The 23,452-nt window shown below is 62.1% G+C and carries 25 protein-coding genes; 23 read left to right on the top strand and 2 right to left on the bottom strand.

Going from position 1 to position 23,452, the window contains the following annotated elements; translation table 11 throughout:
• Positions 1–8 precede the first annotated feature (8 nt).
• Entirely contained in the window at positions 9–659 is a 651-nt protein-coding gene (locus tag ACEK02_RS10110; protein ID WP_371421578.1) for a glutathione binding-like protein, read from the bottom strand.
• Positions 660–758: 99 nt separating this feature from the next.
• On the opposite strand from ACEK02_RS10110, the gene ACEK02_RS10115 reads away from it, so the two are divergent.
• The 7 genes from ACEK02_RS10115 (at position 759) to ACEK02_RS10145 (ending at position 6,229) form a co-directional block, all read left to right on the top strand.
• Positions 759–1,421 carry a TetR/AcrR family transcriptional regulator gene (locus ACEK02_RS10115; protein ID WP_371421579.1) on the top strand — a complete coding sequence of 221 codons (663 nt, stop codon included), beginning with the start codon at positions 759–761 and terminating at the stop codon, positions 1,419–1,421.
• An 87-nt stretch (positions 1,422–1,508) separates the two neighbouring features.
• A complete protein-coding gene (locus tag ACEK02_RS10120; protein ID WP_092139199.1) occupies positions 1,509–1,874 on the top strand; it encodes a YciI family protein in 366 nt (121 codons plus the stop codon).
• A complete protein-coding gene (locus ACEK02_RS10125; protein WP_371421580.1) occupies positions 1,871–3,145 on the top strand; it encodes an RNA polymerase sigma factor in 1,275 nt (424 codons plus the stop codon). The genes ACEK02_RS10120 and ACEK02_RS10125 overlap by 4 nt, the downstream gene beginning before the upstream one ends.
• 130 nt (positions 3,146–3,275) lie before the next feature.
• On the top strand, positions 3,276–3,812 hold the full coding sequence (locus tag ACEK02_RS10130; protein WP_371421581.1) for an SRPBCC family protein: 537 nt from the start codon (positions 3,276–3,278) through the stop codon (positions 3,810–3,812).
• Positions 3,813–3,831: 19 nt separating this feature from the next.
• Complete coding sequence (locus tag ACEK02_RS10135) at positions 3,832–4,239, top strand: VOC family protein (protein WP_371421582.1); 408 nt, start codon at positions 3,832–3,834, stop codon at positions 4,237–4,239.
• A gap of 261 nt (positions 4,240–4,500) precedes the next feature.
• Positions 4,501–5,700, top strand: coding sequence for a multidrug effflux MFS transporter (locus tag ACEK02_RS10140; protein WP_371421583.1), 1,200 nt, complete (start codon positions 4,501–4,503; stop codon positions 5,698–5,700).
• Positions 5,701–5,746: 46 nt separating this feature from the next.
• Positions 5,747–6,229 (top strand): DUF1772 domain-containing protein, encoded by a 483-nt coding sequence (locus ACEK02_RS10145; protein ID WP_371421584.1) that lies wholly within the window; start codon positions 5,747–5,749, stop codon positions 6,227–6,229.
• Positions 6,230–6,244: 15 nt separating this feature from the next.
• Here the strand turns inward: ACEK02_RS10145 and ACEK02_RS10150 are convergent, their stop codons facing one another.
• Entirely contained in the window at positions 6,245–7,048 is an 804-nt protein-coding gene (locus ACEK02_RS10150; protein ID WP_371421585.1) for an SDR family NAD(P)-dependent oxidoreductase, read from the bottom strand.
• A gap of 162 nt (positions 7,049–7,210) precedes the next feature.
• Between ACEK02_RS10150 and ACEK02_RS10155 the strand changes: the two genes are divergently transcribed.
• The 16 genes from ACEK02_RS10155 to ftsH all read left to right on the top strand — a co-directional run bounded on the left by ACEK02_RS10155 (position 7,211) and on the right by ftsH (position 23,396).
• Positions 7,211–7,858, top strand: coding sequence for a glutathione S-transferase family protein (locus tag ACEK02_RS10155; protein ID WP_371421586.1), 648 nt, complete (start codon positions 7,211–7,213; stop codon positions 7,856–7,858).
• A gap of 5 nt (positions 7,859–7,863) precedes the next feature.
• On the top strand, positions 7,864–8,229 hold the full coding sequence (locus tag ACEK02_RS10160) for a nuclear transport factor 2 family protein (protein WP_371421587.1): 366 nt from the start codon (positions 7,864–7,866) through the stop codon (positions 8,227–8,229).
• Between the two features lie 130 nt (positions 8,230–8,359).
• On the top strand, positions 8,360–8,776 hold the full coding sequence (locus ACEK02_RS10165) for a YciI family protein (RefSeq protein WP_371421588.1): 417 nt from the start codon (positions 8,360–8,362) through the stop codon (positions 8,774–8,776).
• A gap of 27 nt (positions 8,777–8,803) precedes the next feature.
• Positions 8,804–9,253: a YciI family protein gene (locus ACEK02_RS10170; RefSeq protein ID WP_371421589.1), complete on the top strand. Its 450-nt coding sequence runs from the start codon at positions 8,804–8,806 to the stop codon at positions 9,251–9,253.
• Between the two features lie 137 nt (positions 9,254–9,390).
• Entirely contained in the window at positions 9,391–10,095 is a 705-nt protein-coding gene (locus ACEK02_RS10175; RefSeq protein ID WP_371421590.1) for a TetR/AcrR family transcriptional regulator, read from the top strand.
• A gap of 107 nt (positions 10,096–10,202) precedes the next feature.
• Positions 10,203–10,682: a DUF2852 domain-containing protein gene (locus ACEK02_RS10180; protein WP_371421591.1), complete on the top strand. Its 480-nt coding sequence runs from the start codon at positions 10,203–10,205 to the stop codon at positions 10,680–10,682.
• A 386-nt stretch (positions 10,683–11,068) separates the two neighbouring features.
• Entirely contained in the window at positions 11,069–11,782 is a 714-nt protein-coding gene (tolQ, locus tag ACEK02_RS10185) for a protein TolQ (RefSeq protein WP_116661140.1), read from the top strand.
• A gap of 37 nt (positions 11,783–11,819) precedes the next feature.
• A complete protein-coding gene (locus ACEK02_RS10190) occupies positions 11,820–12,293 on the top strand; it encodes a biopolymer transporter ExbD (RefSeq protein WP_371421592.1) in 474 nt (157 codons plus the stop codon).
• A gap of 52 nt (positions 12,294–12,345) precedes the next feature.
• The gene (tolA, locus tag ACEK02_RS10195) at positions 12,346–13,374 is read left to right on the top strand and encodes a cell envelope integrity protein TolA (protein WP_371421610.1); all 1,029 of its coding nucleotides are present in this window, start codon (positions 12,346–12,348) and stop codon (positions 13,372–13,374) included.
• A 76-nt stretch (positions 13,375–13,450) separates the two neighbouring features.
• On the top strand, positions 13,451–14,776 hold the full coding sequence (gene tolB, locus ACEK02_RS10200; protein ID WP_371421593.1) for a Tol-Pal system beta propeller repeat protein TolB: 1,326 nt from the start codon (positions 13,451–13,453) through the stop codon (positions 14,774–14,776).
• Positions 14,777–14,962: 186 nt separating this feature from the next.
• The gene (locus ACEK02_RS10205; RefSeq protein ID WP_371421594.1) at positions 14,963–17,290 is read left to right on the top strand and encodes a putative bifunctional diguanylate cyclase/phosphodiesterase; all 2,328 of its coding nucleotides are present in this window, start codon (positions 14,963–14,965) and stop codon (positions 17,288–17,290) included.
• A gap of 162 nt (positions 17,291–17,452) precedes the next feature.
• Positions 17,453–18,193 (top strand): hypothetical protein, encoded by a 741-nt coding sequence (locus tag ACEK02_RS10210; protein ID WP_371421595.1) that lies wholly within the window; start codon positions 17,453–17,455, stop codon positions 18,191–18,193.
• 267 nt (positions 18,194–18,460) lie between these two features.
• On the top strand, positions 18,461–18,955 hold the full coding sequence (gene pal / locus ACEK02_RS10215) for a peptidoglycan-associated lipoprotein Pal (protein ID WP_068733555.1): 495 nt from the start codon (positions 18,461–18,463) through the stop codon (positions 18,953–18,955).
• Positions 18,956–19,118: 163 nt separating this feature from the next.
• Positions 19,119–20,117: a tol-pal system protein YbgF gene (gene ybgF / locus ACEK02_RS10220; protein ID WP_371421596.1), complete on the top strand. Its 999-nt coding sequence runs from the start codon at positions 19,119–19,121 to the stop codon at positions 20,115–20,117.
• A gap of 97 nt (positions 20,118–20,214) precedes the next feature.
• The gene (gene tilS, locus ACEK02_RS10225; RefSeq protein ID WP_371421611.1) at positions 20,215–21,246 is read left to right on the top strand and encodes a tRNA lysidine(34) synthetase TilS; all 1,032 of its coding nucleotides are present in this window, start codon (positions 20,215–20,217) and stop codon (positions 21,244–21,246) included.
• Between the two features lie 233 nt (positions 21,247–21,479).
• The gene (ftsH, locus tag ACEK02_RS10230) at positions 21,480–23,396 is read left to right on the top strand and encodes an ATP-dependent zinc metalloprotease FtsH (protein WP_371421597.1); all 1,917 of its coding nucleotides are present in this window, start codon (positions 21,480–21,482) and stop codon (positions 23,394–23,396) included.
• Positions 23,397–23,452 lie beyond the last annotated feature (56 nt).

Raw genomic sequence — 23,452 nt, forward strand, 5'->3', positions numbered from 1 at the left:
GTCGAGCGTCACGCGGCCGCCTTGTGGCGCTCCTGCTCGGCCTTGAACAGCTCGAACTCTTCAGCCACCGCGCGCACGATGCTCGGCCGTTCGCGCAGGCGCTTGTGATAGGCCTTGATCGCCGGCCAGTTGTTCAGATCGATTTCCGGCAACACCATCGTCCAGTTCAGCACTGTGACGAGATAAGCGTCCGCGACGCTGAACCTGTCGAGCAGGAAGTCGCGTCCGGTGAGATGGTTGTCGAGATAGGTCAGCCGCGACTGGCCGTTCTGCAGCGTGTAGGCCTTCATCTCGGGCGGCGCCTTCCTGGCGAGCAGCGGCACGAAAAAACCCTTGTGCAGTTCGGTACCGATGAAGCAGAGCCATTGCTGCAGCCGTGACCGCTCCAGGCCCGACCCGGCCGCGATCGGCGACTGCGGGAAGTGATCGGCGACATGCTGCAGGATCGCGGCATTCTCGGTGAGGATCGCGCCATCGTCGGTGCGCAGCGTCGGCACCAGCCCCAGCGGGTTCACGTTGCGGAAATCCGAACCGTCGCTGCGAACCTCCTTGCTCAGCGGGTCGACCTCGAGGAACCGCGCGGCACTGCCGGCCTCCGCCTCATACAGCGCGATACGTGTCGCCATCGAACAGGCCATCGGGGAGAAATACAGATCCATTGGAAGTCTCCTGAGCTGACGGATCGTTGCTCTCGACCCGTTGGTTGATTTTCGTACCGTCTCGCATAATATAAATCCGGTCAAGGAATTTAATGCGAAATGGTACAAAAAAAGAATCGCCCCACCGTCGCGGCAAAGCCGGAAGTGGCCGCCGGGCCGAAGCGGCGCGGGCGGCCGCGGGCCTATGCGCCCGATGTGGCCATCGGCCAGGCGCTGGCTCTTTTTCGTAAAGGTGGCTTTGCGGCGACGTCGCTCGATGAGCTCAGCCAGGTCACCGGCATGAACCGGCCGTCGCTCTATGGCGCCTTCGGCGACAAGCGCGCACTCTATATCAAAAGCTATCAGCGCTACCGCGAAGACTACACGGTCAAGGTTCTCGAGATTTTCAAGGCCGATATCGACATCCGGGAACGACTGCGCCGGTTTTACGACGCGGCGCTCGACATTTACACGACAGGCGATACCGCGCCGCGCGGCTGTTTTGCCGTGATGACGGTGGCCTCTGATGCGATCGCCGATCCGGAGATCAGCGCGCTGATGCGCGAGAATTTTGTCGAGCTCGATGACGCTTTCAGCTGGTGTTTCAGGACAGCCGTCACGCGCGGTGAGCTGCCTGAGACGATCGATATTCCGACGCTGTCGCAACTGGCATCCGCGACGTTGAACATGCTCTCGATCCGCTCCCGCGCCGGCGTTCCGCGCGCGGAGCTGGAGGCATTTGTGCAAAAGGCAGTCGGCCTGTTGTGCCAGTCCCCCGCATAGCGGGTTTCACGCCGCGCTCCCAACAATAATTTCCGCTATCCTGTCGGCATCGCACGATGCCGACCGTCTTTCATTCAAGGAGACCCCATGCTTTACGCCATCCTTTGCTACCATGATGAAGCCGTTGTCGGCGGCTGGTCGAAAGACGAAGACGACGCCGTGATGGCGAAGCTCGCCGTCGTGCACGGCAAGCTCGCACAGCAGGGCCGGCTTGGCCCCGTGGCACGGCTGCTGCCTACCACCGCGGCGACCACGCTGCGCAAGGACGAGCCGCCGGTTGTGCTGGACGGCCCCTTCGCTGAAACCAAGGAACAGTTGCTCGGCTTCTATGTCGTCGAGGCAGAAAATCTCGATGGCGCGCTGGAGATTGCGCAGGACCTTGGCCGTGCCAATCCCGGCGGCGCCTATGAGATCCGCCCGATCGGCGTCTTCCACGGAGCGTTTCAGCCATGACCGACGTCGCCTGGATCGATGCGGCGCTGACCTCGGCGCGTCCCCAGGTGCTTGGCGCGCTGCTGCGCTATTTCCGCAATCTGGACACGGCGGAGGAGGCGTTCCAGAACGCCTGCCTACGTGCGCTGAAGACCTGGCCGCAGAATGGTCCGCCGCGCGATGCCGCGGCGTGGCTGATCATGGTCGGCCGCAACGTGGCGATCGACGATATCCGCCGCGGCGCGAAGCAGCAGCCGCTGCCCGAGGACGACCACGCGATATCCGATCTGGACGATGCCGAGAGCGAACTGGCCGAACGTCTCGACGGATCGCATTATCGCGACGATATCCTGCGGCTGCTGTTCATCTGCTGCCATCCGCAGCTTCCGGCGACGCAGCAGATCGCGCTCGCGCTGCGCATCGTGTCGGGCCTGACGGTGAAGCAGATCGCCCGCGCCTTTCTGGTGTCTGATGCCGCAATGGAGCAGCGCATCACCCGCGCTAAATCTGCCGTCGCCAGGGCCAATGTGCCGTTCGAGACGCCCGGCGCGCCGGAGCGCTCCGAGCGCCTCGCTGCCGTGGCCGCGATGCTCTATCTGATCTTCAACGAGGGCTATTCGGCGTCCGGCGACAGTATCGACTTGCGCGCCCCGCTCTGTGAGGAGGCGATCCGCCTGGCGCGGCTGCTGCTGAAGTTGTTTCCAACTGAGCCGGAAATCATGGGCCTCGCAGCGCTCATGCTGCTGCAATATGCTCGCTCGGCGGCGCGCTTCGATGCCAATGGCGCGCTGGTGTTGCTCGACGATCAGGACCGCACGTTGTGGAACGGCAAGATGATCGCCGAGGGTCTGGCGTTGATCGACAAGGCGATGCGCCATCGCCGCACCGGTGCCTATCAGATCCAGGCTGCCATTGCTGCGCTCCATGCCCGCGCGGCGAAACCGGAACACACCGACTGGGCACAGATCGACCTGCTTTATGGCTCGCTGGAAATTCTGCAGCCGTCGCCGGTGATCACGCTCAACCGCTCGGTGGCGGTCTCGAAAGTGCGCGGTCCCGAAGCCGCGCTGGAGATGATCGCGCCATTGGCCGCAAAGCTCTCGAACTATTTCCACTTTTTCGGCGTGCAAGGCGCTTATCTGATGCAGCTCGGCCGCAACGATGAGGCGCGGGAAAGCTTCAACCGGGCCATCGCGCTGGCCAATACGTCGGCGGAGGCGGAACACATCCGGATGCATCTCGACCGGCTGCAGCGCGACAGCAAGCCGAACAGCGCGAAGGCTGCGAAATGATGGTGTTGCGGCGCGCAGACGATGCAAAGCATCGCCTTGGGGATCCGCAAAGAAAGATGAACTCGGTTGTCGGATCGCCACCGCCCCGTTCGTCTTGAAGACACATCGATACTGAACACTGGAGCCATCCATGTTGAAAATCATTGCCGGCGTCGCCGCCGTTCTCGCGGTCGCCATCGTGATCGTCCTCATACTCGCCGCCACCAAGCCTGACACCTTCCAGGTGACGCGGGCCGCCACCATCAACGCGCCAGCTGCGAAGATCTTTCCGCTGATCGCCGATTTCCATCAGTGGGGGCAATGGTCGCCGTGGGAGCACAAGGATCCCGCCATGCAGCGCACCTTCAGCGGCGCGAATAGCGGCCTCGGCGCCGTCTATGCCTGGGAGGGCAACGGCCAGGTCGGCTCCGGCCGCATGGAGATCATCGAGGCGACGGTGCCCGGTAAGATCGGCATCAAGCTCGATTTCATCAAGCCGTTCGAAGGCCACAATGTCGCCGAGTTCACAATGCTGCCGCAGGGCAATACTACGCTGGTGACCTGGACGATGCACGGGCCGACACCGTTTCTCGGGAAGATCATTCATGTGTTCATGAACATGGACAACATGGTCGGCAAGGATTTTTCCGCCGGCCTCGCCAGTCTCAAATCCATCACCGAAAAATAATCCAACGGAGGACAGGACGATGCAGGTCAATCCCTATCTTCACTACAACGGCAATTGCGAAGAAGCCTTCAAGTTCTACGAGAAGGCGATTGGGGCCAAGATCGGTGTCATCATGCATGTGGAAGGCTCGCCCGCGGCCGAGCACATGCCGCCGTCCATGGCCAAGAAGGTGCTGCATGCGCAGATGACCATCGATGGCGAGGTGGTGATGGCCTCCGATGCACCGCCGGAGCATTTCGAGAAGATGCAGGGCTTCTCGGTATGCCTGCAGGCGGAAGACCCGGTCGAGGGTGGCAAGCGCTTTGCGGCGCTGGCCGAAGGCGGCACCATCAAGATGCCGTTCGGCGCCACGTTCTGGTCGAAGGGATTTGGCATGTGTGTCGATAAATTCGGCGTGCCCTGGATGGTCAATTCTGCCCCCGAGTAACTGCGGGCTTTCTTCCCTGACCTCGCCTCGCGAAGCGAAGCTTCGCCAGGCAAGGAGAGGTTGCTGCATCCTTGCGGCGGGTGAGGGGCGGGCACGATGCCAACCGCTGGTTGGCCTGTGCGGTTTGCTTCCGCTACAAGGCGCCACGAGAGATCATTGGTGGTGTGAGTGGCGGTGCCTTGCCCCTCATCCCAGCCGGCGTGTCACGATCAGCGATCGAAAGATGCGTCGCGGCCACGTTGAACTAGAAAAGAAAATCTCATGTCCGCCTTTACCCGCAACGCCATCGTGCTTGGCCTGTTGTCAGCCGTCGGTCCTTTCGCCATTGACATGTATCTGCCGGCGCTGCCCGCGATCACTGCCGATCTGCACACCACGACCGCGGCAACGCAGATGACGCTGATTGCGTTCTTCATCGCCTTCGGTCTGTGCCAGATCGCCTATGGCCCGCTGTCCGATGTCTATGGCCGCAAGGCGCCGCTTTATGCCGGTCTGTCGCTGTTCATCGCCGGCTCGATCGGCTGCGCGCTGGCGCCGGGCGTGGCGTGGCTGATTGCGTTTCGCTTCATCCAGGGGCTGGGCGCTGCCGCCATGGGCGTGATCCCGCGCGCCATCATTCGCGATCTGCACACCGGCCCTGAGGCGACCAGGCTGATGGCGTTGGTCATGCTGGTGTTCTCGGTGTCGCCGATCCTGGCGCCCCTGACAGGCAGTGCGATGATCGTGCCGTTCGGCTGGCGGGCGGTATTCGTTGCCGTGACCATCGCCGCCGTGCTCGCGCTCGTCCTCGTCGCCGCGCTGCTGCCGGAAACGCGTCCCATCCATGAGCGAATCTCGGGCAGCGTCCGCAACGTGCTCGGCAGCTTCGGCGAGCTGTTGCGCGACTGGCACTTCCTCGGGCTCACCTTCATCGGCGGCCTCGGCATGGCGAGCTTCTTCGCGTTCCTGGCGACATCGTCCTTCGTCTATATCGGCCACTATGGCCTGACGCCGACGCAATACAGCCTGGCCTTCTCGGTCAACGCCATCGGCTTCATCGGCGCCTCGCAATTCGCAGGGTTCCTCGGCGGCCGCTTCGGCATGGGCCGGGTGGTGATGGCAGCGGTGTCGGCCTATGCGTTTTTCGCAGTCGTGCTGCTGGCGCTGACACTGGCCGGTTTCACCAGCCTGTCGATGCTGATTCCGCTGCTGTTCGTATCCTTTGCCTTCCTCGGTCTGGTGATCCCGTCGACCATGGTGCTGTCGCTGGAAAATCATGGCCCCATCGCGGGCATCGCCAGTGCGTTGGGCGGCACGCTGCAGATGGTCACCGGTGGTCTGATGATCGGCGTGTCCGGCCTGTTCTTCGATGGCACCTCGCTGCCGATGGTGGCGACCATCGCCTGCACGGCAGTGGGCGCACTTGCCGTCAGCATCGCCACGCTGCGCCCGCGCGAACTTTCGCCGCAGCTCGCGGAGTAGGCGAAGCTGCTATTGTGCCGCGTCTGTGAGGTGGGGGAGGTCGTCGGTGGATCGGATCGTGTTCGGTTTGACCTTCTTGGCTGCCATCGGCTCCGGCCTGATGGCCGGGTTGTTCTTCGTGTTCTCGGTCTCGGTCATGGGCGCGTTCGGCAAATTGCCGGCGCCGACCGGAATCGCCGCGATGCAGTCGATCAACACGACCATCCTCAATCCGATCTTCATGGCGGCCTTCATGGGCACGGCTTTGGTCTGCGTCGTGCTGGCGATCTTCGGCGTCACCAGATGGTCACAGCCCGGCGCTGCCTGGCTGATCGCAGGGGCGTTGCTCTACATCGTCGGCACGCTGCTGGTGACCATCGTGTTCAATGTGCCGCTGAACGACACACTCGCCTCGGTCTCGCCTGATAGTGTCGAAGGCGCGAGCCTGTGGCGTACCTATCTCGAGGTCTGGACCGGCTGGAACCACGTCCGCACGGTGGCCTCGACCGGCGCACTGGCTTGTTTCATGCTGGCCCTGCGCGCGCAGTGACGCCGAACGGGTAGCCTAGCCGTTGATGCCCTCGCGCCGCAGCGTCGGCAGGCCGATGCCTGTGGCGTCGAAACCGCCGTCGACCGCCAGCATCTGGCCGGTGATATAGCTCGACCGGTCGCTGCACAGGAAGAAGATCGCGTCGGCAAGTTCGTCCTCGCCGCCGTAACGATTGAGCGGAATGGCGTCGTGATAATCGGCGCGGATCGCGGGCGTATGCACGGCCTTGGCCATTGCGGTCTCGACAGGACCCGGTGCCACCGCATTGACGCGGATGCCGAGCAGCGCGAGCTCGACGGCGGACTGCTTGGTGAAGTGAATGACGCCGGCCTTGCTGGTGCCATAGGCAACGCGCAGGGTGGACGCGCGCAGCGCCGAGATCGAGGCGATGTTGACGATGGCGCCGCCGCCATGCTCACGCATCAAGGGGGCCGCCGTCCTGGTGCACAGGAACGGGCCGGTGAGGTTCACGGCCATGATGCGTTCCCATTCCTCCAGTGTCGTCTCGAGCAGCGGCTTGAAATTCGCAATGCCGGCATTGTTGACCAGCGCATCGAGCCGGCCGAAGCGGGCCTGCGTGGCGGCAAAGGCCTTGTCGACGGCGGCGGCGTCGGAGACATCCGTGTGCAGCGCCAGCGTGTTGTCGGGATCGTTTAGCGCCTTGACGCTGGCGTCGAGCAGTTCGCGCTCGATATCCAGCAGCGCGACACGGTAGCCTTCGCCAAGAAAGCGCCTGGCGACCGCAAGGCCGATGCCGCGCGCGGCGCCGGTGACGAGTGCAACCTTGCGGATCTGTTCCTTGCCGTCAGCCTTGGTCATGTCCTGCCCTGATGGTTATCGATGGCTTGTTGTTTAGGCGGCCTGTTTAGGAGACGCTGCAGGGCGGGACAAGCCCGGATTTTCCGCCGGAATTTCTGCGACAGGCTTGTCGGGACGGGCTGTTCCTGTTCGTCTTCCAGTAACAAGATGCAGGAGGATCTCATGTCGCTCACGCTCCACTATCATCCGCTGTCGTCCTATTGCTGGAAAGCGCTGATCGCCCTGTACGAGAACGACACGCCGTTCACGCCGCATATGGTCAATCTCGGCGAGGAGGCCGAGCGTGCGGCCCTGTTGAAACTGTGGCCGATCGGCAAATTCCCCGTGCTGCAGGACGATGCGCGCGGCGCGATCGTGCCAGAGTCCTCCATCGTCATCGAATATCTCGACCGGCATTTTCCGGACCGCACGCGCTTTATCCCCGACGGCGATCTCGGCCTGCAGACGCGGCTACGCGACCGCTTCTATGATCTCTATGTCCATACGCCAGTGCAGAAAATCGTCGGCGACAGGCTGGTGCCGGCTGACTGGAAAGATGCGCATGGTGTGACCATGGCGCGGGCCCAGCTCACCACGTCCTACGGGATGATAGACAAGCAGATGGTGACGAACACGTGGGCGATGGGCGCAGCGTTCACGCTCGCCGATTGTGCAGCTGTGCCAGCGCTCTACTACGCGAACAAGGTGCATCCGCTCGCAGATGCGCATCGGAACGTCTCGGCCTATCTCGGCCGGTTGCTGGCGCGGCCGTCAGTTGCGCGCGTGGTGAAGGAGGCGGAGCCGTACGCCCATATGTTTCCGCAGGAGTGAGCATCATGGGGGCCGACAAGACCGGGATCATCCGAGACCTGTTTGCAGCCTATCTGCGCAATGACCGCAAGGCTGTCGAAGATGCGTTCACGGGCGACTTTACCTTTACGAGCCCGTTCGATGACCGGATCGACAAGGCGACCTATTTCGCCCGCTGCTGGCGTGTCGCCGACTGGATTGCGCAGCATGATCTTGAGCGTGTCGCGGTCCATGGCGATGTGGTTTTCGTGACCTATCGCTGCGTGGCGAGGGACGGCAAGAGCTTTCGCAACACCGAAGTCTTCGGCTTCGAGGGCGATCTCATCCGGTCGATCGATGTGTATTTCGGCGCGACATACAGGGATGGGGTGTTTCAGAAGCAGGCTTTGTAACGTCGTATGACCTCAGAAATAATTTCACGGGAGATGTCGGTCTGCGAAAAGGTCGTTCGTCATTCTGGCGAGCCGGGTTGTGGTGGACAATGAGTCCGGGTCCGGCCGATGACGCAAACAGGAGAGAGATATGCGTTTCATGGTGATTGTGCATGCAAACAAGGACAGCGAAGCCGGCGTGATGCCATCGACGGAACTGCTGACCGCGATGGGCAAATTCAATGAGGAAATGGTCAAGGCCGGCGTGCTGCAGGCCGGCGAGGGGCTGCATCCGACGTCGAAAGGCGTGCGCATCACCTTTACCGGCAGCGAGCCGACAGTGAAACAGGGGCCGTTCGATGTGACGCGCGATCTGATTGCCGGCTTCTGGGTGCTCGACGTCGCCTCCCGGGACGAGGCGATTGCGTGGATGAAGCGCGCACCGTTCGCCGCCGGCGACGAAATCGAAATTCGTCAGGTGTTTGCGGCCGAAGATTTCGGCGAGGCGCTCACGCCAGAACTGCGCGAGCAGGAAGAACGTTTGCGGGCGCAAGCCGCGCAGAAATAGGCAACGAGATCAACGAGGACCGCGACCATGCGATTCATGATGCTGATGATCCCCGGCGGATATGAGACTGCGGCGCCGGGTACCGTGCCGGATGACGTCGAGCGCGTCGCCGCGATGATGGCCTATAACAAGGCGCTGATGGATGCCGGCGTGCTGATTACCTGCGACGGACTGCACCCGCCATCGATGGGCGCGCGCGTATCCTTTCCATCGGGCAAGCCGGTGGTGACCGACGGGCCGTTCGCGGAATCAAAGGAAGTGCTCGGTGGCTACTGGATGATCGACGTCGCCTCGCGCGACGAGGCGATCGCCTGGGCCAGTCGTTGCCCGGCGACCCCCAACGAGGTGATCGAGATCCGCCAGGTGCAGGAAATGGCGGATTATCCGGAGGACGTGCAGGCGGTCGCCTCGGGATTCGAGGACATGCAGACCACCGCCAGGCGCTTACCGGAGGCAAAATCACTGCGACGGGCCTGAAACGGTCTTACCGCAGCATGGTCGCACGCCCGCCGCAGGATTCCGCATGCGGCGGGCGTTGATTTGTTGAGGGAATTTGCGCCGGTCGCGCCGTTTTGGTGTGACCTTTTGGCCCAGCTCATGTAAAAGCCCTTCACATGAGCTGGCACAAGGACCGTCGCGGCGAGCGCGGCTATCATCACGGAAATCTGAAAGAGGCGCTGCTGCAGGCGGCGCTCGGGCTGATCGCAGAGAAGGGGCCGGCGGGCTTCACCTTTGCCGATGCCGCGCGCACGGCCGGCGTCAGCGCGGCGGCGCCGTATCGTCATTTCCGCGACCGCGACGATCTTCTCGCCAGCATCGCGCAGCGGGGCTTCGAACAATTCGAGGCGACGCTGACCGCAGCCTGGGACGATGGACGGCCGGATACGGTTTCGGCCTTCGAGCGGATCGGCAAGGCCTATCTCAACTTCGCGCGGACTGAACCCGCCTTCTATTCGGCGATGTTCGAGTCGGGAGTTCCCGCAGATTCAAGCCCTGAACTGGCGGCGGCGGGCGAACGCGCCTTCGGTGTGATCCGCGCAGCCGCCGAGCGTCTGGCCGCGTTGACGCCGCCGGGTGTGACGCGTCCGCCGGCGATGATGATGGCGCTGCATATCTGGTCGCTGTCGCACGGCGTGGCCTCGCTGTTCGGCCGCGGCGATGCCGCGCGACGCAAACTGCCGATGTCCCCGGAAGATCTGCTGGAAGCCGGCGCGCTGATTTATTTGCGTGGACTGGGTTTTCCGGCCGACCAAAAGCCGCCCCAGGCCGACATATCCTCGGCACCCAGATCGGGTCCTTGGGGAACCGCCCCAAAATAATTCGCGGCGCTCCCCTTGCGGTCGCCTTGACAAAATCCGGCCGCGAGCTACGTATGTAAATGTTATTTACATTCACAAGCGGCATGGTGCCGCTGATGGAGAGGAAGATGGCCAACGCTGCAGATTACAATCGATGGGGGCCGCCCGCCGATGATCGGGTGTCCTACCAGATGCGCTCACCATGGCACATCGTGTTGATCGTGCTCGGTTTTATCATCTGGTGGCCGGTTGGCCTCGCACTTCTCTTCTTCACACTCGGGAGCAGAAAAATGGGTTGCTGGGATCGTCACGGCCGTTTCGAGAGCAAGATGGAGCGGATGCAGTACAAGATGGAGCGCATGCGCAACCGCATGGAGCGCTCGGGCTTCGGGTCGGGCTTCGGCTTTGGTCCGCCGACCTCCGGCAATCGCGCCTTCGACGAATACCGCGTCGAAACCCTGCGCCGGCTTGAGGAAGAGCAGCACGAGTTCAAGAACTTCCTCGATCGCCTGCGTCACGCCAAGGACAAGGAAGAGTTCGACCAGTTCATGGCGCAGCACCGCCCCAAGCCCACCCCGCCGACCGACAACAATCAGCCGCAGGGCTAAGGGCCCGAAACTGATTGGCGTCAGGCGGTAGCGCCCCTTCGCCCGATGCCGCATCGCCGCCCGCCTGATCATTCAGGCGGGCGGTTTTGCGTTGTCACGCGCTCTTCACGAACAAGCGAATACCGCTTCATTTCTCGGCCAAAACACACTTTGGTAACTCCGCATTAACCATGACTGGCGTCTGGTAAAAGCCGCAGAAGCGCGTGCAAGCCCTTGTTTTGACATGTTGGCAGGGAATTTAGGGCTCGGCTTTGGACAAGCCCTCCATGCGACACAACAAGAACATTGCACTGGCGTTCCGCGCCGCGCGCGATGCGTGGCCGCGACACCGGCGATGAGCAAGTCGCTGGCAAATTGAGGATTTTTGCGTTGAGAGGATACCGTTCATGAACCCGGCCGATGTGGCGCAGTCAGCCCTGCCGCTGGCTTCATCCGACGTTTCGCTGATCGCGCTGTTCCTGCAGGCTCACTGGATCGTGAAAGCGGTCATGCTGGGACTGCTGGGCTGTTCGGTGTGGGTCTGGGCGATCGCGATCGACAAGATGTTCCTGTATTCGCGCACACGCCGCGCCATGGACCGGTTCGAGCAGGCCTTCTGGTCCGGCGAGTCGATCGAGGATCTGTATCGTGCGCTGTCCGCCAAGCCGACGCAGTCGATGGCGGCGTGTTTCGTCGCGGCAATGCGCGAGTGGAAGCGGTCGTTCGAAAGCCAGGCGCGGTCCTTCACCGGTCTGCAGATGCGCATCGACAAGGTGATGAACGTCTCCATCGCCCGCGAGGTCGAACGCCTCGAGCGCCGGCTTCTGGTGCTGGCGACCGTCGGTTCGGCCGGTCCCTTCGTCGGCCTGTTCGGCACCGTCTGGGGCATCATGTCGAGCTTCCAGGCGATCGCGGCGTCGAAGAACACATCGCTGGCGGTGGTCGCACCGGGCATCGCGGAAGCGCTGTTTGCCACGGCCATCGGCCTTATCGCCGCCATCCCGGCGACTATTTTCTACAACAAATTCACGTCAGAAGTGAACAAACAGGCCCAGCGCCTGGAGGGGTTTGCCGACGAGTTTTCAGCGATCCTGTCGCGCCAGATCGACGAGCGCGCCTGATGGGTGATGAATTGAACCTTGAAGTGAGCACCCTGTCATGGGGATGAATGTGGGCTCGGGCGGTGGTGGCGGAGGTCGGCGCGGACGCCGGCGTGCCGCCGTCATGGCCGAGATCAACGTCACTCCGATGGTCGACGTCATGCTCGTGTTGATGATCATCTTCATGGTGTCGGCGCCGCTGATGACCTCGACCATCGATATCGACCTGCCGATCGCGAGCGGCGGCAAGTCGATATCGCAGAATGCTCCGCCGCTCACCGTGTCGGTGAAGCGCACCGGCGGCGGCTGTAATTCGGCGGTCGAAATGTATATCGGCGACGCTCTGGTGCCGGTGAGTGAGCTCGACGCCAAGATCAAGGCAATCCGGGCGACGCGTTCGGAGGCAGACAACACCGTGTTTCTCCGTGGTGACAAGGACGTCTGTTACACGGACATGATGAAATTGCTCGGCACCCTTCGCTCTGCCGGATTCAAGGCCAATATCGTGATCCTGCCGGAGCAGGGGACGTAAGCTCGTGGAACAGCCGGTTGATCGGGGCAGGAGCAGGATTGGAAATCTGATGGTGAAGGTCGACAAGACACTCATCGCATCGGTAGCCCTGCACGTCATCGTGATCGGGTGGGGACTTCTCACATTCTCTTCCAAGGCATTGGAAGTGATGCCGGAGGATTCCGTCGGGGTCGACATCAGCGTCGAAAGCCAGTCCATGGTCGGTCAAAAGACCGGCAAGAAGGAAAATCCGAAGCCGAAGGTGGAGAAGGTCGCCGAGGCCAAGCCGCCGGTCGAGGATACCGTCGGCAAGATCGACGACAAGAAGCCGCCGGTGATCACCGAGACGGCGCCGAAGGAACAGCCGAAGACTGACGAGAAGGCCGCGGCCGAAGCAGCGAAGGCGGAGGCTGCGGCAAAAGCCGAGGCTGCAGCGAAAGCTGCGGCGGATGCCAAGGCCAAGGCGGAAGCAAAAGCCGCGGCAGTGGCCGACGCCAAGGCAGAGGCCGAAGCGAAGGCAGAGGCAGACGCCAAGGCTCAGGCAGACGCCAAGGCGAAGGCCGAAGCGCAGGCCAAGGCAAAAGCGGAGGCAAAGGCCAGAGCGGAAGCCAAGGCCAAGGCTGACGCCGAAGCGAAAGCCAAGGCTGAAGCAAAAGCCCAGGCGGAGGCGAAGAAGGCCGAGCGCGTGTTCGACCAGTCAAAGATCGCAGCGCTAATCGACAAACGTGATCCGACCCGGAATTCGGTGACGGGGTCCGACCTCAATCCGAACGAGGCTCTGGGGTTGGCGAAAGGCAGTGCGAGCAACAACGTCGCCACCTGGGGCGCGATGTTCAAGTCGCAGGTCGAACGCTGCTGGAAGAAGCCCTATGGCGGCATCGAAGCGCAGATGACCGAGTCGATTTTCAGCATCAAGCTGAAGCGTGACGGGTCGTTGGAAACGACGCCGGTTGCCATCAGCAATCCGTCGACGCCGTATTTCCGCGTCTATCAGGAGAGCGCACTGCGTGCGATCATCGAATGTGCGCCGTATAAGCTGCCTCCGGCGTTTTTCGAGGAGTGGAAGTTTTTTGAACCCGTTTTCACCGAACGACGGTCATAAGCACGTCACCTCTGGTGACAATCGCGATTACCGAGCAAAGCCCGCAATAATGACCGACAAGAATGGATTGCCCCCGATGTTGTTTCGCCCAAGCCGCCGACAGATCATCACAGGAATGGCGTCGACCGGTCTGCTGATGGGCACCGGTGCGCGAACCGCCTTCGGTCAGGCGCGCGTGCAGATCACCGAAGGCAACGTTGCGCCGCTGCCGATCGCCATCCCCAATTTCTCCGCAGGCACAGGCGCTGACAACGAAGTGAGCGTCGGCGTCTCGCAGGTCATTACCAACAATCTGAAGCGCAGCGGCCTGTTCGCGCCGATCGATCCGGCTGCCTTCGTCGAGAAAGCCGTCAATATCGATGCACCGCCGAACTTCGTGAACTGGAAGACCGTGAATGCGCAGGCATTGGTCACCGGCCGCATGACCCGTCAGGGCGATGGACGCCTGAAGGCCGAATTCCGGCTATGGGACGTCGCCACCGGTCAGCAATTGGCCGGCCAGCAATATTTCACCTCGCCGGAATACTGGCGCCGTATCGCCCACATCATCTCGGACCAGATCTATGAGCGTCTGACCGGCGAAAAAGGCTATTTCGACAGCCGCGTGGTGTTCGTCGATGAGACGGGCTCCAAGGAGCGTCGCGTCAAGCGACTGGCCCTGATGGATCAGGACGGCGCCAATGTGCGCTACCTGACGCGCGGTGCCGACCTGGTGCTGACGCCGCGTTTCTCGCCGTCCACGCAAGAGATCACCTATATGGAATTCGGTCAGGGTGATCCCAAGGTCTATCTCTTCAACATCGAGACGGGTCAGCGCGAGGTCGTCGGCAACTTCCCCGGCATGTCGTTCTCCCCGCGCTTCTCGCCGGATGGCCAGCGCGTCATCATGAGCCTGCAGCAGGGCGGCAATTCAAACCTGTTCGTGATGGACCTTCGCTCGAAATCAACCACGCGCCTCACCGATACGCCGGCGATCGATACCTCGCCGTCCTACTCGCCGGATGGTTCGAAGATCTGCTTTGAATCGGATCGCGGCGGTAAACCGCAGGTCTATACGATGGCCGCCACCGGCGGACCCGCGCAGCGCATCTCGTTCGGCGAAGGCAGCTATTCGACCCCGGTCTGGTCGCCGCGCGGCGACTACATTGCCTTCACCAAGCAGGGCGGCGGACAGTTCTCGATCGGTATCATGAAGCCGGACGGGTCTGGCGAGCGTCTGCTCACATCAGGCTATCACAATGAGGGTCCGACCTTCGCGCCCAACGGTCGCGTGATCATGTTCTTCCGCGATACCGGAGCGGGGCCATCGCTCTTTACGGTCGACGTGTCGGGACGCAACGAACTCAAGGTCCCGACGCCCGGCTTCGCGTCCGACCCGGCCTGGTCGCCGCTACTATCGTAAACAAACGATTGGCGGCGACGGACGGATTACCGGCTATTCCCGGCAAACTTTGCCCACCGCGCTGAAATCACGAGCAGATTTGCTGTTTATGCGAATGCTTAAACAGTTCGCTAACGATCTTCCCTCAGAAAGATTTCATCAGGACCCGGTACCAATGTGCGCCTGAACAGGACGCATTTACGCCCGATGCAGCTCGCCGACCACAACCGGACGAACAGCAAATCGATGTCGCCGTCGATCTACACGGCGCTCGTCGATTCATTGTTCGAGAACCCGATTCCGATGCTGGCCGGTGCGGTCTGCGCCGGAACCGGCGCAGTCATGACGGCTGTGAAGACCGGCAATCCGTTGCTGTGGCCATGCGCCGCCCTGATCATCGTCATCGGCGCTTTGCGGGCTCTTCAGCTCAGCCGCTATGAAAAGCGCGAGACCGCGCTGACGCCTGACGAGGCGATCCGCTGGGAATTCAATTACATGATTGGCGGCTCGCTTTATGCAGCCGCGTTGGGCCTGTGGTGCTGGGTGGTCCTGCTCGGCAGCGATGATCCTGTCGCGCATATGCTTGGTACAGCCGTGACCGTCGCCTATATCGCGGCCGGGGCGGGCCGGACCTATGGCCGCCCGAAGATCGCGCAGTTGCAGGTGCTGCTGGCATGCGGCCCGATGGCGCTTGCACTGATTATCCACGGTGATTTCTACTATATCGGCTTCGCGTTTCTGAACGTCCTGTTCTTTGTCGGCCTGCGCCGGATCACGCTTCGCCTGCATGACGTCTACGTCAAGGCGCTGCTGGCCACCGAGCGGGTCGGCTCCATCGCCGGCCAGTTCGATACGGCGCTGAACAACATGCCCAATGGCCTGTGTATGTTCGGCGCCGATGGTCGGTTGGCGGTGCTCAACAATCGCTTCACCGCGATGATGGAGATTTCAGAGGATCTCGTACAGCGCGGCGTGACCGCTCGCGAAGTCGTCTCGCTCTGCGTCAATGCGGGGACAGTGTCGTCGGCCAGTGCGATGACCATCGTCGGCGAGATTGAAAGCTCGAAGGCAGCCGAAATCACGACCCTTGATCATGCGCACGAGTGTGAACGCGCGTTGTTGTGGAAGTTTCAGCCGATGATCGGCGGTGGCACGGTCGTTCTGCTTGAAGACATTACCGAGCGTCGCAATTCCGAAGCGCGTATCAGCCACATGGCGCGTTTCGACGAATTGACGGGCCTGCCGAACCGGGTCAGTTTCCGAAACGAAATTGGCCGCATGCTCAAGAGTTCGAACGATTCTACGCTGTCGGCCCTGTTGTTCGTCGATCTCGATCAGTTCAAGCAGGTCAACGATACGCTTGGTCACCCGTGCGGGGATCAGCTGCTGTGCATGGTCGCCGACCGGTTACGCGAGATGTTGCGCGCGGATGATTTCGTCGCGCGTTTCGGTGGTGACGAATTCGTGGTCTTCCAGCGCGCCATCAGGACCAGTCATGATGCCGCCGATCTGGCGCGCCGCATCGTCGAACGGCTCAGCGAGCGCTACGAGGTCGACAATCATCAGGTCGAAATCGGCGCCAGTGTCGGTATTGCCCTGACGGAACCCGATGTCAGCGCTGACCATCTCCTGAAGAATGCCGATATGGCGCTGTACCGCGCCAAGGCATCCGGCCGCGGCACGTTCTGCTTCTTCCGCGACGAGATGGCCCAGACGGTCGAGGCGCGCCGCGTGCTCGAACTCGATCTGCGTCAGGCGCTCGCCAATGAAGAATTCGAAATTTATTACCAGCCACTGGTCAATCTGAAGTCGGGGCGGATCTCGACTTGCGAAGCGCTGCTGCGCTGGAATCACCCTGTTCGCGGCACTGTTTCGCCGGTCGATATCATTCCCGTCGCAGAAGACATGGGTCTGATCGTCGATCTTGGCCGCTGGATTTTGCGCAAGGCCTGCATCGAATGCATGAAGTGGCCGGATGCGGTCAGCGTCGCTGTCAACTTCTCGTCACAGCAGTTTCATCAGCGCGACGTATTAAGCGAGGTACGTTATGCCCTCGACGTGTCCGGCCTGCCGGCGCATCGTCTCGAAATCGAGATCACGGAATCGTCCCTGCTGCGTAACACGCAATGGACCCACGATGCCCTCGCGCAGTTGCACGCAGCAGGCTGCCGGATTTCGCTCGACGATTTTGGTACCGGCTATTCGAGCCTGAGCTATCTGCACAATTTCCCGCTGCAGAAGGTGAAGATCGATCGCTCATTCCTTGAAGGGATCGATACGGATCGTCCGTTGACGCTATTGCGCGGCGTGGCGCGCCTCAGTGCCGATCTCGGAATGACGGTTGTCGTCGAAGGCATCGAGACCAACGAGCAACTGGAGCTGATCAGCGCCGATGGCACGATCAGCGAGGCGCAGGGCTATCTGTTCAGCCGCCCGGTGCCTGCGACCCGTATCAGACAGCTCCTGGATGCATCCCACGGACGTCGCGTGATCGAACACGACGTCAATGTCGAGGCCACACGTACGCCCGCCTGACCAGCCGCAGGCCACACTTCCGAATTTTCATTTCCGTTCGTTACGCCACGCCGAGCATGGGCAAAGGTTAACCACACTGTGGCAGAACCTTTGACAACTTTTAAGAAAGCTTTAACGTTTCCCCTACTCGCGTAGTCATGGCGTTGGTGCGTAGGAGACGGAATGATGGCTTCGGCCGATCAAGCGACTGAAGCTTCAAAGCGCAGCGATATTCTCGACCGGGTCGACTACCGTCTTGCCGAAACAGAAGCTGAGAAAGAGGCGATCTATAGCCTGCGCTATAGAGCCTATCTCCATGAGGGGGCCATCGAGCCTCGGGCGGATCGCCGTCTCGTCGACCGTTTCGATGCTTTGCCGAATTCATGGACTTTCGGGATATTCGTTGATGGCGAGCTCGCCAGTTCGCTGCGTGTCAGCGTAGCGACGCCGGACAATCCGGAAACGCCCGCCGTCGATGCATTCGGGGACTTGCTGCGTCCCGAGCTGGACAAGGGGAAGATCATCGTCGATCCGAACCGCTTCGTGGCCGACCCGAACAATCGCACCAAGTTTCCTGAACTGCCCTATATGACGGTTCGGCTGGGCTATGTCGCTTGCGGCTATTTCAAAGCCGATATCGGGACGGCGACCGTGCGCGCCGAGCATCGTGCATTTTATCGCAAGGTTTTCCTGCAGACGCCGATGTGCGAGCCGCGGCCCTATCCGACGCTGACCAAGCCGCTATGCCTGATGGCGGCCGACTACGCCTCGGTGCGCGAACGCATTTTCATGCGCTACCCGCATTTCCGCTCCAGTCTGTTCGAGCAGCGGGCTCTGTTCGAGCGCAAGAGCGAGCCACTGGCGCCGGATCTCCATTCATCCGAGTTCCATATTGCCAAGGCCGCCATGTCGCCCCGCACCTGAGGGTGAGTGGGCGACAGTCCCGTCGCGGCAATTGCTGACTATCCCGGCAGTCCCACAGCAGGATTCTGTCTAAAACCATCTGCTTTCTCAGAACCTTCACCGTCGCGCCACATTTGCCAACCATTAACCACGTCGTTGCTTTTTCGCGGCCTGTGGCTTTTGATCGGTTTTGGCAACACCTCATCAAGGTTGACGGAACGTTCGCTTAACCAACGCCCTGTAGACCGAATGACAGTTGGGTAAAGCGTGAGCGTGGAGGCTCCGGGAATGAAGCATCAGATGCGTATCCTCCAGGGATTAAAACTGGCTGCAGTGCTGGCCGTGGCGCTGTCGATGGGCGCCTGCGCCAACAAGAACGGTTTGGGTGCCGATGGTGCGATGGCCAATGCCGCGACGCCAGGCAGCCAGCAGGACTTCGTCGTCAATGTCGGCGATCGCGTGTTCTTCGAGAGCGATCAGACCGAACTGTCACCGCAGGCGATTGCGACCCTGGACAAGCAGGCGCAGTGGCTGCAGCAGTACAACCGCTACTCGTTCACCATCGAGGGTCATGCCGACGAGCGCGGCACCCGCGAATACAACATTGCTCTCGGCGCCCGCCGTGCCCAGTCGGTTCGGACCTTCCTGGCCTCACGCGGGATCGATGCCAGCCGCATGCGCACCATCTCCTACGGCAAGGAACGTCCGGTCGCGGTGTGTAACGACATCTCGTGCTGGTCGCAGAACCGCCGCGCAGTCACCGTGCTGAACGCCGGCGCGTAAGCAGGCGTTGCTATCAAATAAAACGGCGTCTGCCTTGGGGCAGGCGCCGTTTTTGTTTTCAACGGGCGCCTTTGTCGCTGTCGAAAGTCACATTTTTGGCGTAGTGAAATTCTCATCGTGATGCGCGCCAATGGGGCGCGAAACCGGTCATTTTCAGGCTCAAATGTCATCCAGATCTCATTCGCTCGCCGGCGCTGCGCTCGTCTCCATGTTGCTCGTCACGGCTTCGCCGGTTTGGGCGCAGTTGTTTGGTCAACCGGCTCCCCGTCAGCAGGGCTACGGCCAGCAGCAGCCGGGCGACGACGATGCCGATCAGGGCTTGCAGATCGAGCGATTGCAGAACCAGCTGCGGCAACTCACCGGCCAGAACGAGGAGCTGCAATTCCGTAACCGCCAGCTCGAGGATCAGCTGCGGCAGCTGCAGGCGGGCGGTGCCCCGGCCGGTGCTCCCGGTGGCCGGCCCAATATCGCTGCCGCCCCGGTGCAGCAGGCGCCGCAGCCCGGTTACAATCAACAACAGCCGCAGGTCGCGATTCCTGCACCAATTGCTCAGGATCCCGCGCCGGCTCCTCGCGCTGGCCGTCGTAACGATGCGTTCGATCCCAATGCGAACCCGAACGCGCCGGGCGTGCCGCGCGCACTCGGCGGTGGCCAACAGCCGATGCCCGCAAACGCGCCGGTCGGTGCGCAGGGCGGTCGTGGGGCCGGCGAGCCGCTCCCGTTGGGCAATGCTGCCCCGGGCGGAGCAGCGCCGGCACTGACGACCTTGCCGCCGGGCTCGACCCCGAAGGACGAGTTCGATCTCGGCATCGGCTATATGCAGCGTCGTGATTACGCGCTGGCCGAGGAGACCATGCGCAACTTCGCGCAGAAATATCCGGGCGATCCAATGATTGCGGATTCGCAGTATTGGCTCGGCGAGAGCTTCTTCCAGCGGCAGAAATATCGCGATGCTGCCGAGGCATTTCTGGGCGTGACTACGAAATACGACACATCCGCCAAGGCGCCCGATGCCTTGCTGCGGCTCGGCCAGTCGCTGGCCGCGCTGAAGGAAAAGGAAGCCGCCTGTGCTGCTTTCGGTGAAGTGACGCGGAAGTATCCCCGCGCCTCGGCCGGCGTGAAACAGGGTGTGGACCGCGAGCAAAAACGCGTTAAGTGCTAAGGCGTGATCCCGAAGAGCGGAGCCCGGTTTTCGGATCGGATCACGCCCTGGCAGATCGACCCGGACGGTGAGCCGGGTCGCAACCGGTCTGATGCGCATGTCCGACGACGACCAGTCGCCGATTTCGGCCCAGATGGCGAAACAGCTATTCGCTGACTGGAACTCCGCGCCAGCGCTGGTCCTTGCCGTGTCCGGCGGTCCTGATTCCGTCGCCCTGATGTGGCTCGCCGCGCGTTGGCGGCGTATGCGGAAACGTGGCCCCGACCTCATTGCTGTGACCATCGATCATGGTTTGCGCCCCGAAGCGGCCCGAGAGGCGCGCGACGTCAAGCGGCTTTCGACCTCCCTTGGCATTGCTCATCGCACCATGCGCTGGACCGGCACCAAGCCGAAAGCCGGGCTGCCTGCCGCGGCACGCGAGGCGCGCTATCTTTTGCTCGCCAAGGCCGCGCGCAGTGCCGGCGCCTCCCATGTGCTCACGGCGCACACTCGCGACGACCAGGCTGAGACCCTGCTGATGCGGATGGCGCGCGGCAGCGGCATCGCCGGCCTCGCCGGCATGGCGCGGCAGACCGAGCGTGACGGGGTCCAGCTCGCGCGTCCCTTTTTGCACATCGCGAAGGCACAACTTGTTGCCACGCTGACCAAAGCGAATATCGATTTCGCGACCGATCCCAGTAATTCCGACCCCAGCTACACCCGTCCGCGGCTGCGGGCGCTGATGCCGACGCTGGCGTCCGAGGGCTTCGACTCGCGCAATCTCGCCCGACTGGCGATGCGGTTGCGGCGCGCCGATGCAGCGCTGGAGCTGATGGTCGACGGCGCAGAACGTTTTCTGGCGCTGCATAGCCCGGGCCGGGTGCCCGAAGCCATCGACGCAGGGACCTTTGCGGGGCTGGCCGAGGAAATCCGCGTCCGGCTGCTGTTGCGAATGATCAATCAGGTCGGGCACGAGGGCCCGGCAGAGCTCGGCAAGGTCGAAACACTGGTGCTGGCCATGGGTCAGGCTGCGCGATCGGGCGGAAAAGGTATCCTGCTGAAGCAGACGCTGGCGGGCGCCATGATTACGCTGACGCAGGATCGCCTGAGAATCGTTCCAGCGCCGCCAAGACGGCGTCCGGCAGATTGAGTGCAAAGACGTACCTGCTGTCCCACAGTACCTTAACCACCGTGGGAAAACCCTGTCAGCACCGCCATTATTTGAACCGGAAATGCGCGTAGATGCGTTAAATAGTCCATCCCAGTTCCCTTGGCAGCGCCCCTGGTCGCACCTAGATTGTATCCGACCGACCCAGGGTGAACCCTTGTGGCGACTCACAAGGGAATAAGGCCGCGATTTCGCGCGGCGACGAAGGAAGATCGATGAACGCGAACCTGCGCAATTTTGCCCTCTGGGTCATTATCGTTTTGCTGCTGCTGGCGCTGTTCACGCTTTTCCAGAATCCCGGTCAGCGCACTGCCTCACAGGACATCTCGTTCTCGCAGCTCCTCACCGAAGTTGATCAAAATCACGTCCGTGACGTTGTGATTCAGGGGCCGGAGATTCACGGCACCTTCACCAACGGCTCCACCTTCCAGACCTATGCGCCCAGCGATCCGACCCTGATCAAGCGTCTGTATGACGCCAAGGTCTCGATCACTGCCAAGGCGCCGGGCGACAACGTGCCGTGGTTCGTCTCGCTGCTCGTGTCTTGGCTGCCATTCATCGCGCTGATCGGCGTGTGGATCTTCCTGTCGCGCCAGATGCAGGGTGGCGCCGGCAAGGCGATGGGCTTCGGCAAGTCGCGCGCCAAGATGCTGACGGAAGCGCATGGCCGCGTGACGTTCGAAGACGTCGCCGGCGTGGATGAGGCCAAGCAGGATCTGCAGGAAATCGTCGAATTCCTGCGCGACCCCGGCAAGTATCAGCGCCTCGGCGGACGTATCCCGCGCGGCGTGCTGCTAGTTGGCCCTCCCGGTACCGGTAAGACGCTGATCGCACGTGCTGTCGCCGGCGAAGCCAATGTGCCGTTCTTCACCATCTCGGGTTCGGACTTCGTCGAAATGTTCGTCGGCGTCGGCGCATCCCGCGTGCGTGACATGTTCGAGCAGGCCAAGAAGAACGCGCCTTGCATCATCTTCATCGACGAAATCGATGCCGTCGGTCGTCATCGTGGCGCTGGCCTCGGCGGCGGCAATGACGAGCGCGAACAGACCCTCAACCAGTTGCTGGTCGAGATGGACGGCTTCGAGGCCAATGAGGGCGTGATCCTGATCGCTGCCACCAACCGTCCGGATGTGCTGGATCCTGCGCTGCTGCGCCCGGGCCGTTTCGACCGTCAGGTCGTAGTGCCGAATCCGGACGTCGTCGGTCGCGAGCAGATCCTCAAGGTCCATGTCCGCAAGGTGCCGCTGGCGCCGGATATCAACCTCAAGACCATCGCCCGCGGCACCCCCGGTTTCTCGGGCGCCGATCTGATGAACCTCGTCAACGAGGCCGCTCTGACCGCCGCGCGCCGCAACAAGCGCATGGTGACGCAGAGCGAGTTCGAAGAGGCCAAGGACAAGGTCATGATGGGCGCCGAGCGCAAGTCGCTGGTGATGTCCGAGGAAGAGAAGATGCTGACCGCCTATCACGAAGGCGGCCACGCCATCGTCGGCCTCAACGTCGTCGCCACCGACCCGATCCACAAGGCAACCATCATTCCGCGCGGCCGCGCGCTCGGCATGGTCATGCAGCTGCCGGAGCGCGACAAGATGTCGATGTCGCTGGAGCAGATGACCTCGCGCCTCGCCATCATGATGGGCGGTCGCGTTGCTGAAGAGCTGGTCTTCGGCCGCAACAAGGTCACCTCCGGTGCGTCGTCCGACATCGAGCAGGCCACGCGCCTGGCGCGCATGATGGTCACGCGCTGGGGCCTGTCGGAAGAACTCGGCACGGTGTCCTATGGCGAGAACAATGACGAAGTGTTCCTCGGCATGCAGGTCAACCGCCAGCAGAACGTCTCGGAATCGACCGCGCAGAAGATCGACTCCGAAGTGAAGCGTCTGGTGGCGGAAGGTTATGACGAGGCGACCAAGATCCTCACCGAGAAGCGTGCCGATCTGGAAGCCCTCGCCAAGGGCCTGCTCGAATTCGAGACCCTGTCCGGTGATGAGATCACTGATCTCCTGAACGGTAAGAAGCCGAACCGCGAGTCGGTGCTGGAGCCCTCGGGCCCGCGTACCTCGGCCGTGCCGCCCGCCGGCAAGCCGCGGTCGCGTCCGGACGGTGGCCTGGAGCCGCAGCCGCAGGCGTAAAGGCCTCGTACTCAGACATGCAAAACGCGGCCGAAAGGCCGCGTTTTTTGTTGTCT

The sequence above is a fragment of the Tardiphaga sp. genome (assembly GCF_041424195.1).
Taxonomy (GTDB): Bacteria; Pseudomonadota; Alphaproteobacteria; order Rhizobiales; family Xanthobacteraceae; genus Tardiphaga.

Coding starts and splice junctions, on each gene's coding strand:
- ACEK02_RS10140 (WP_371421583.1), top strand. CDS start 4,501: ATGTCCGCCTTTACCCGCAACGCCATCGTGCTTGGCCTGTTGTCAGCC.
- ACEK02_RS10160 (WP_371421587.1), top strand. CDS start 7,864: ATGGGGGCCGACAAGACCGGGATCATCCGAGACCTGTTTGCAGCCTAT.
- ACEK02_RS10180 (WP_371421591.1), top strand. CDS start 10,203: ATGGCCAACGCTGCAGATTACAATCGATGGGGGCCGCCCGCCGATGAT.
- ACEK02_RS10150 (WP_371421585.1), bottom strand. CDS start 7,048: ATGACCAAGGCTGACGGCAAGGAACAGATCCGCAAGGTTGCACTCGTC.
- ACEK02_RS10120 (WP_092139199.1), top strand. CDS start 1,509: ATGCTTTACGCCATCCTTTGCTACCATGATGAAGCCGTTGTCGGCGGC.
- ACEK02_RS10110 (WP_371421578.1), bottom strand. CDS start 659: ATGGATCTGTATTTCTCCCCGATGGCCTGTTCGATGGCGACACGTATC.
- ACEK02_RS10175 (WP_371421590.1), top strand. CDS start 9,391: ATGAGCTGGCACAAGGACCGTCGCGGCGAGCGCGGCTATCATCACGGA.
- ybgF (WP_371421596.1), top strand. CDS start 19,119: ATGTCATCCAGATCTCATTCGCTCGCCGGCGCTGCGCTCGTCTCCATG.
- ACEK02_RS10125 (WP_371421580.1), top strand. CDS start 1,871: ATGACCGACGTCGCCTGGATCGATGCGGCGCTGACCTCGGCGCGTCCC.
- ftsH (WP_371421597.1), top strand. CDS start 21,480: ATGAACGCGAACCTGCGCAATTTTGCCCTCTGGGTCATTATCGTTTTG.
- pal (WP_068733555.1), top strand. CDS start 18,461: ATGAAGCATCAGATGCGTATCCTCCAGGGATTAAAACTGGCTGCAGTG.
- tolQ (WP_116661140.1), top strand. CDS start 11,069: ATGAACCCGGCCGATGTGGCGCAGTCAGCCCTGCCGCTGGCTTCATCC.
- ACEK02_RS10165 (WP_371421588.1), top strand. CDS start 8,360: ATGCGTTTCATGGTGATTGTGCATGCAAACAAGGACAGCGAAGCCGGC.
- ACEK02_RS10190 (WP_371421592.1), top strand. CDS start 11,820: ATGGGGATGAATGTGGGCTCGGGCGGTGGTGGCGGAGGTCGGCGCGGA.
- ACEK02_RS10115 (WP_371421579.1), top strand. CDS start 759: ATGGTACAAAAAAAGAATCGCCCCACCGTCGCGGCAAAGCCGGAAGTG.
- ACEK02_RS10205 (WP_371421594.1), top strand. CDS start 14,963: ATGCAGCTCGCCGACCACAACCGGACGAACAGCAAATCGATGTCGCCG.
- ACEK02_RS10130 (WP_371421581.1), top strand. CDS start 3,276: ATGTTGAAAATCATTGCCGGCGTCGCCGCCGTTCTCGCGGTCGCCATC.
- ACEK02_RS10170 (WP_371421589.1), top strand. CDS start 8,804: ATGCGATTCATGATGCTGATGATCCCCGGCGGATATGAGACTGCGGCG.
- ACEK02_RS10135 (WP_371421582.1), top strand. CDS start 3,832: ATGCAGGTCAATCCCTATCTTCACTACAACGGCAATTGCGAAGAAGCC.
- ACEK02_RS10155 (WP_371421586.1), top strand. CDS start 7,211: ATGTCGCTCACGCTCCACTATCATCCGCTGTCGTCCTATTGCTGGAAA.
- tilS (WP_371421611.1), top strand. CDS start 20,215: ATGTCCGACGACGACCAGTCGCCGATTTCGGCCCAGATGGCGAAACAG.
- ACEK02_RS10210 (WP_371421595.1), top strand. CDS start 17,453: ATGATGGCTTCGGCCGATCAAGCGACTGAAGCTTCAAAGCGCAGCGAT.
- tolB (WP_371421593.1), top strand. CDS start 13,451: ATGTTGTTTCGCCCAAGCCGCCGACAGATCATCACAGGAATGGCGTCG.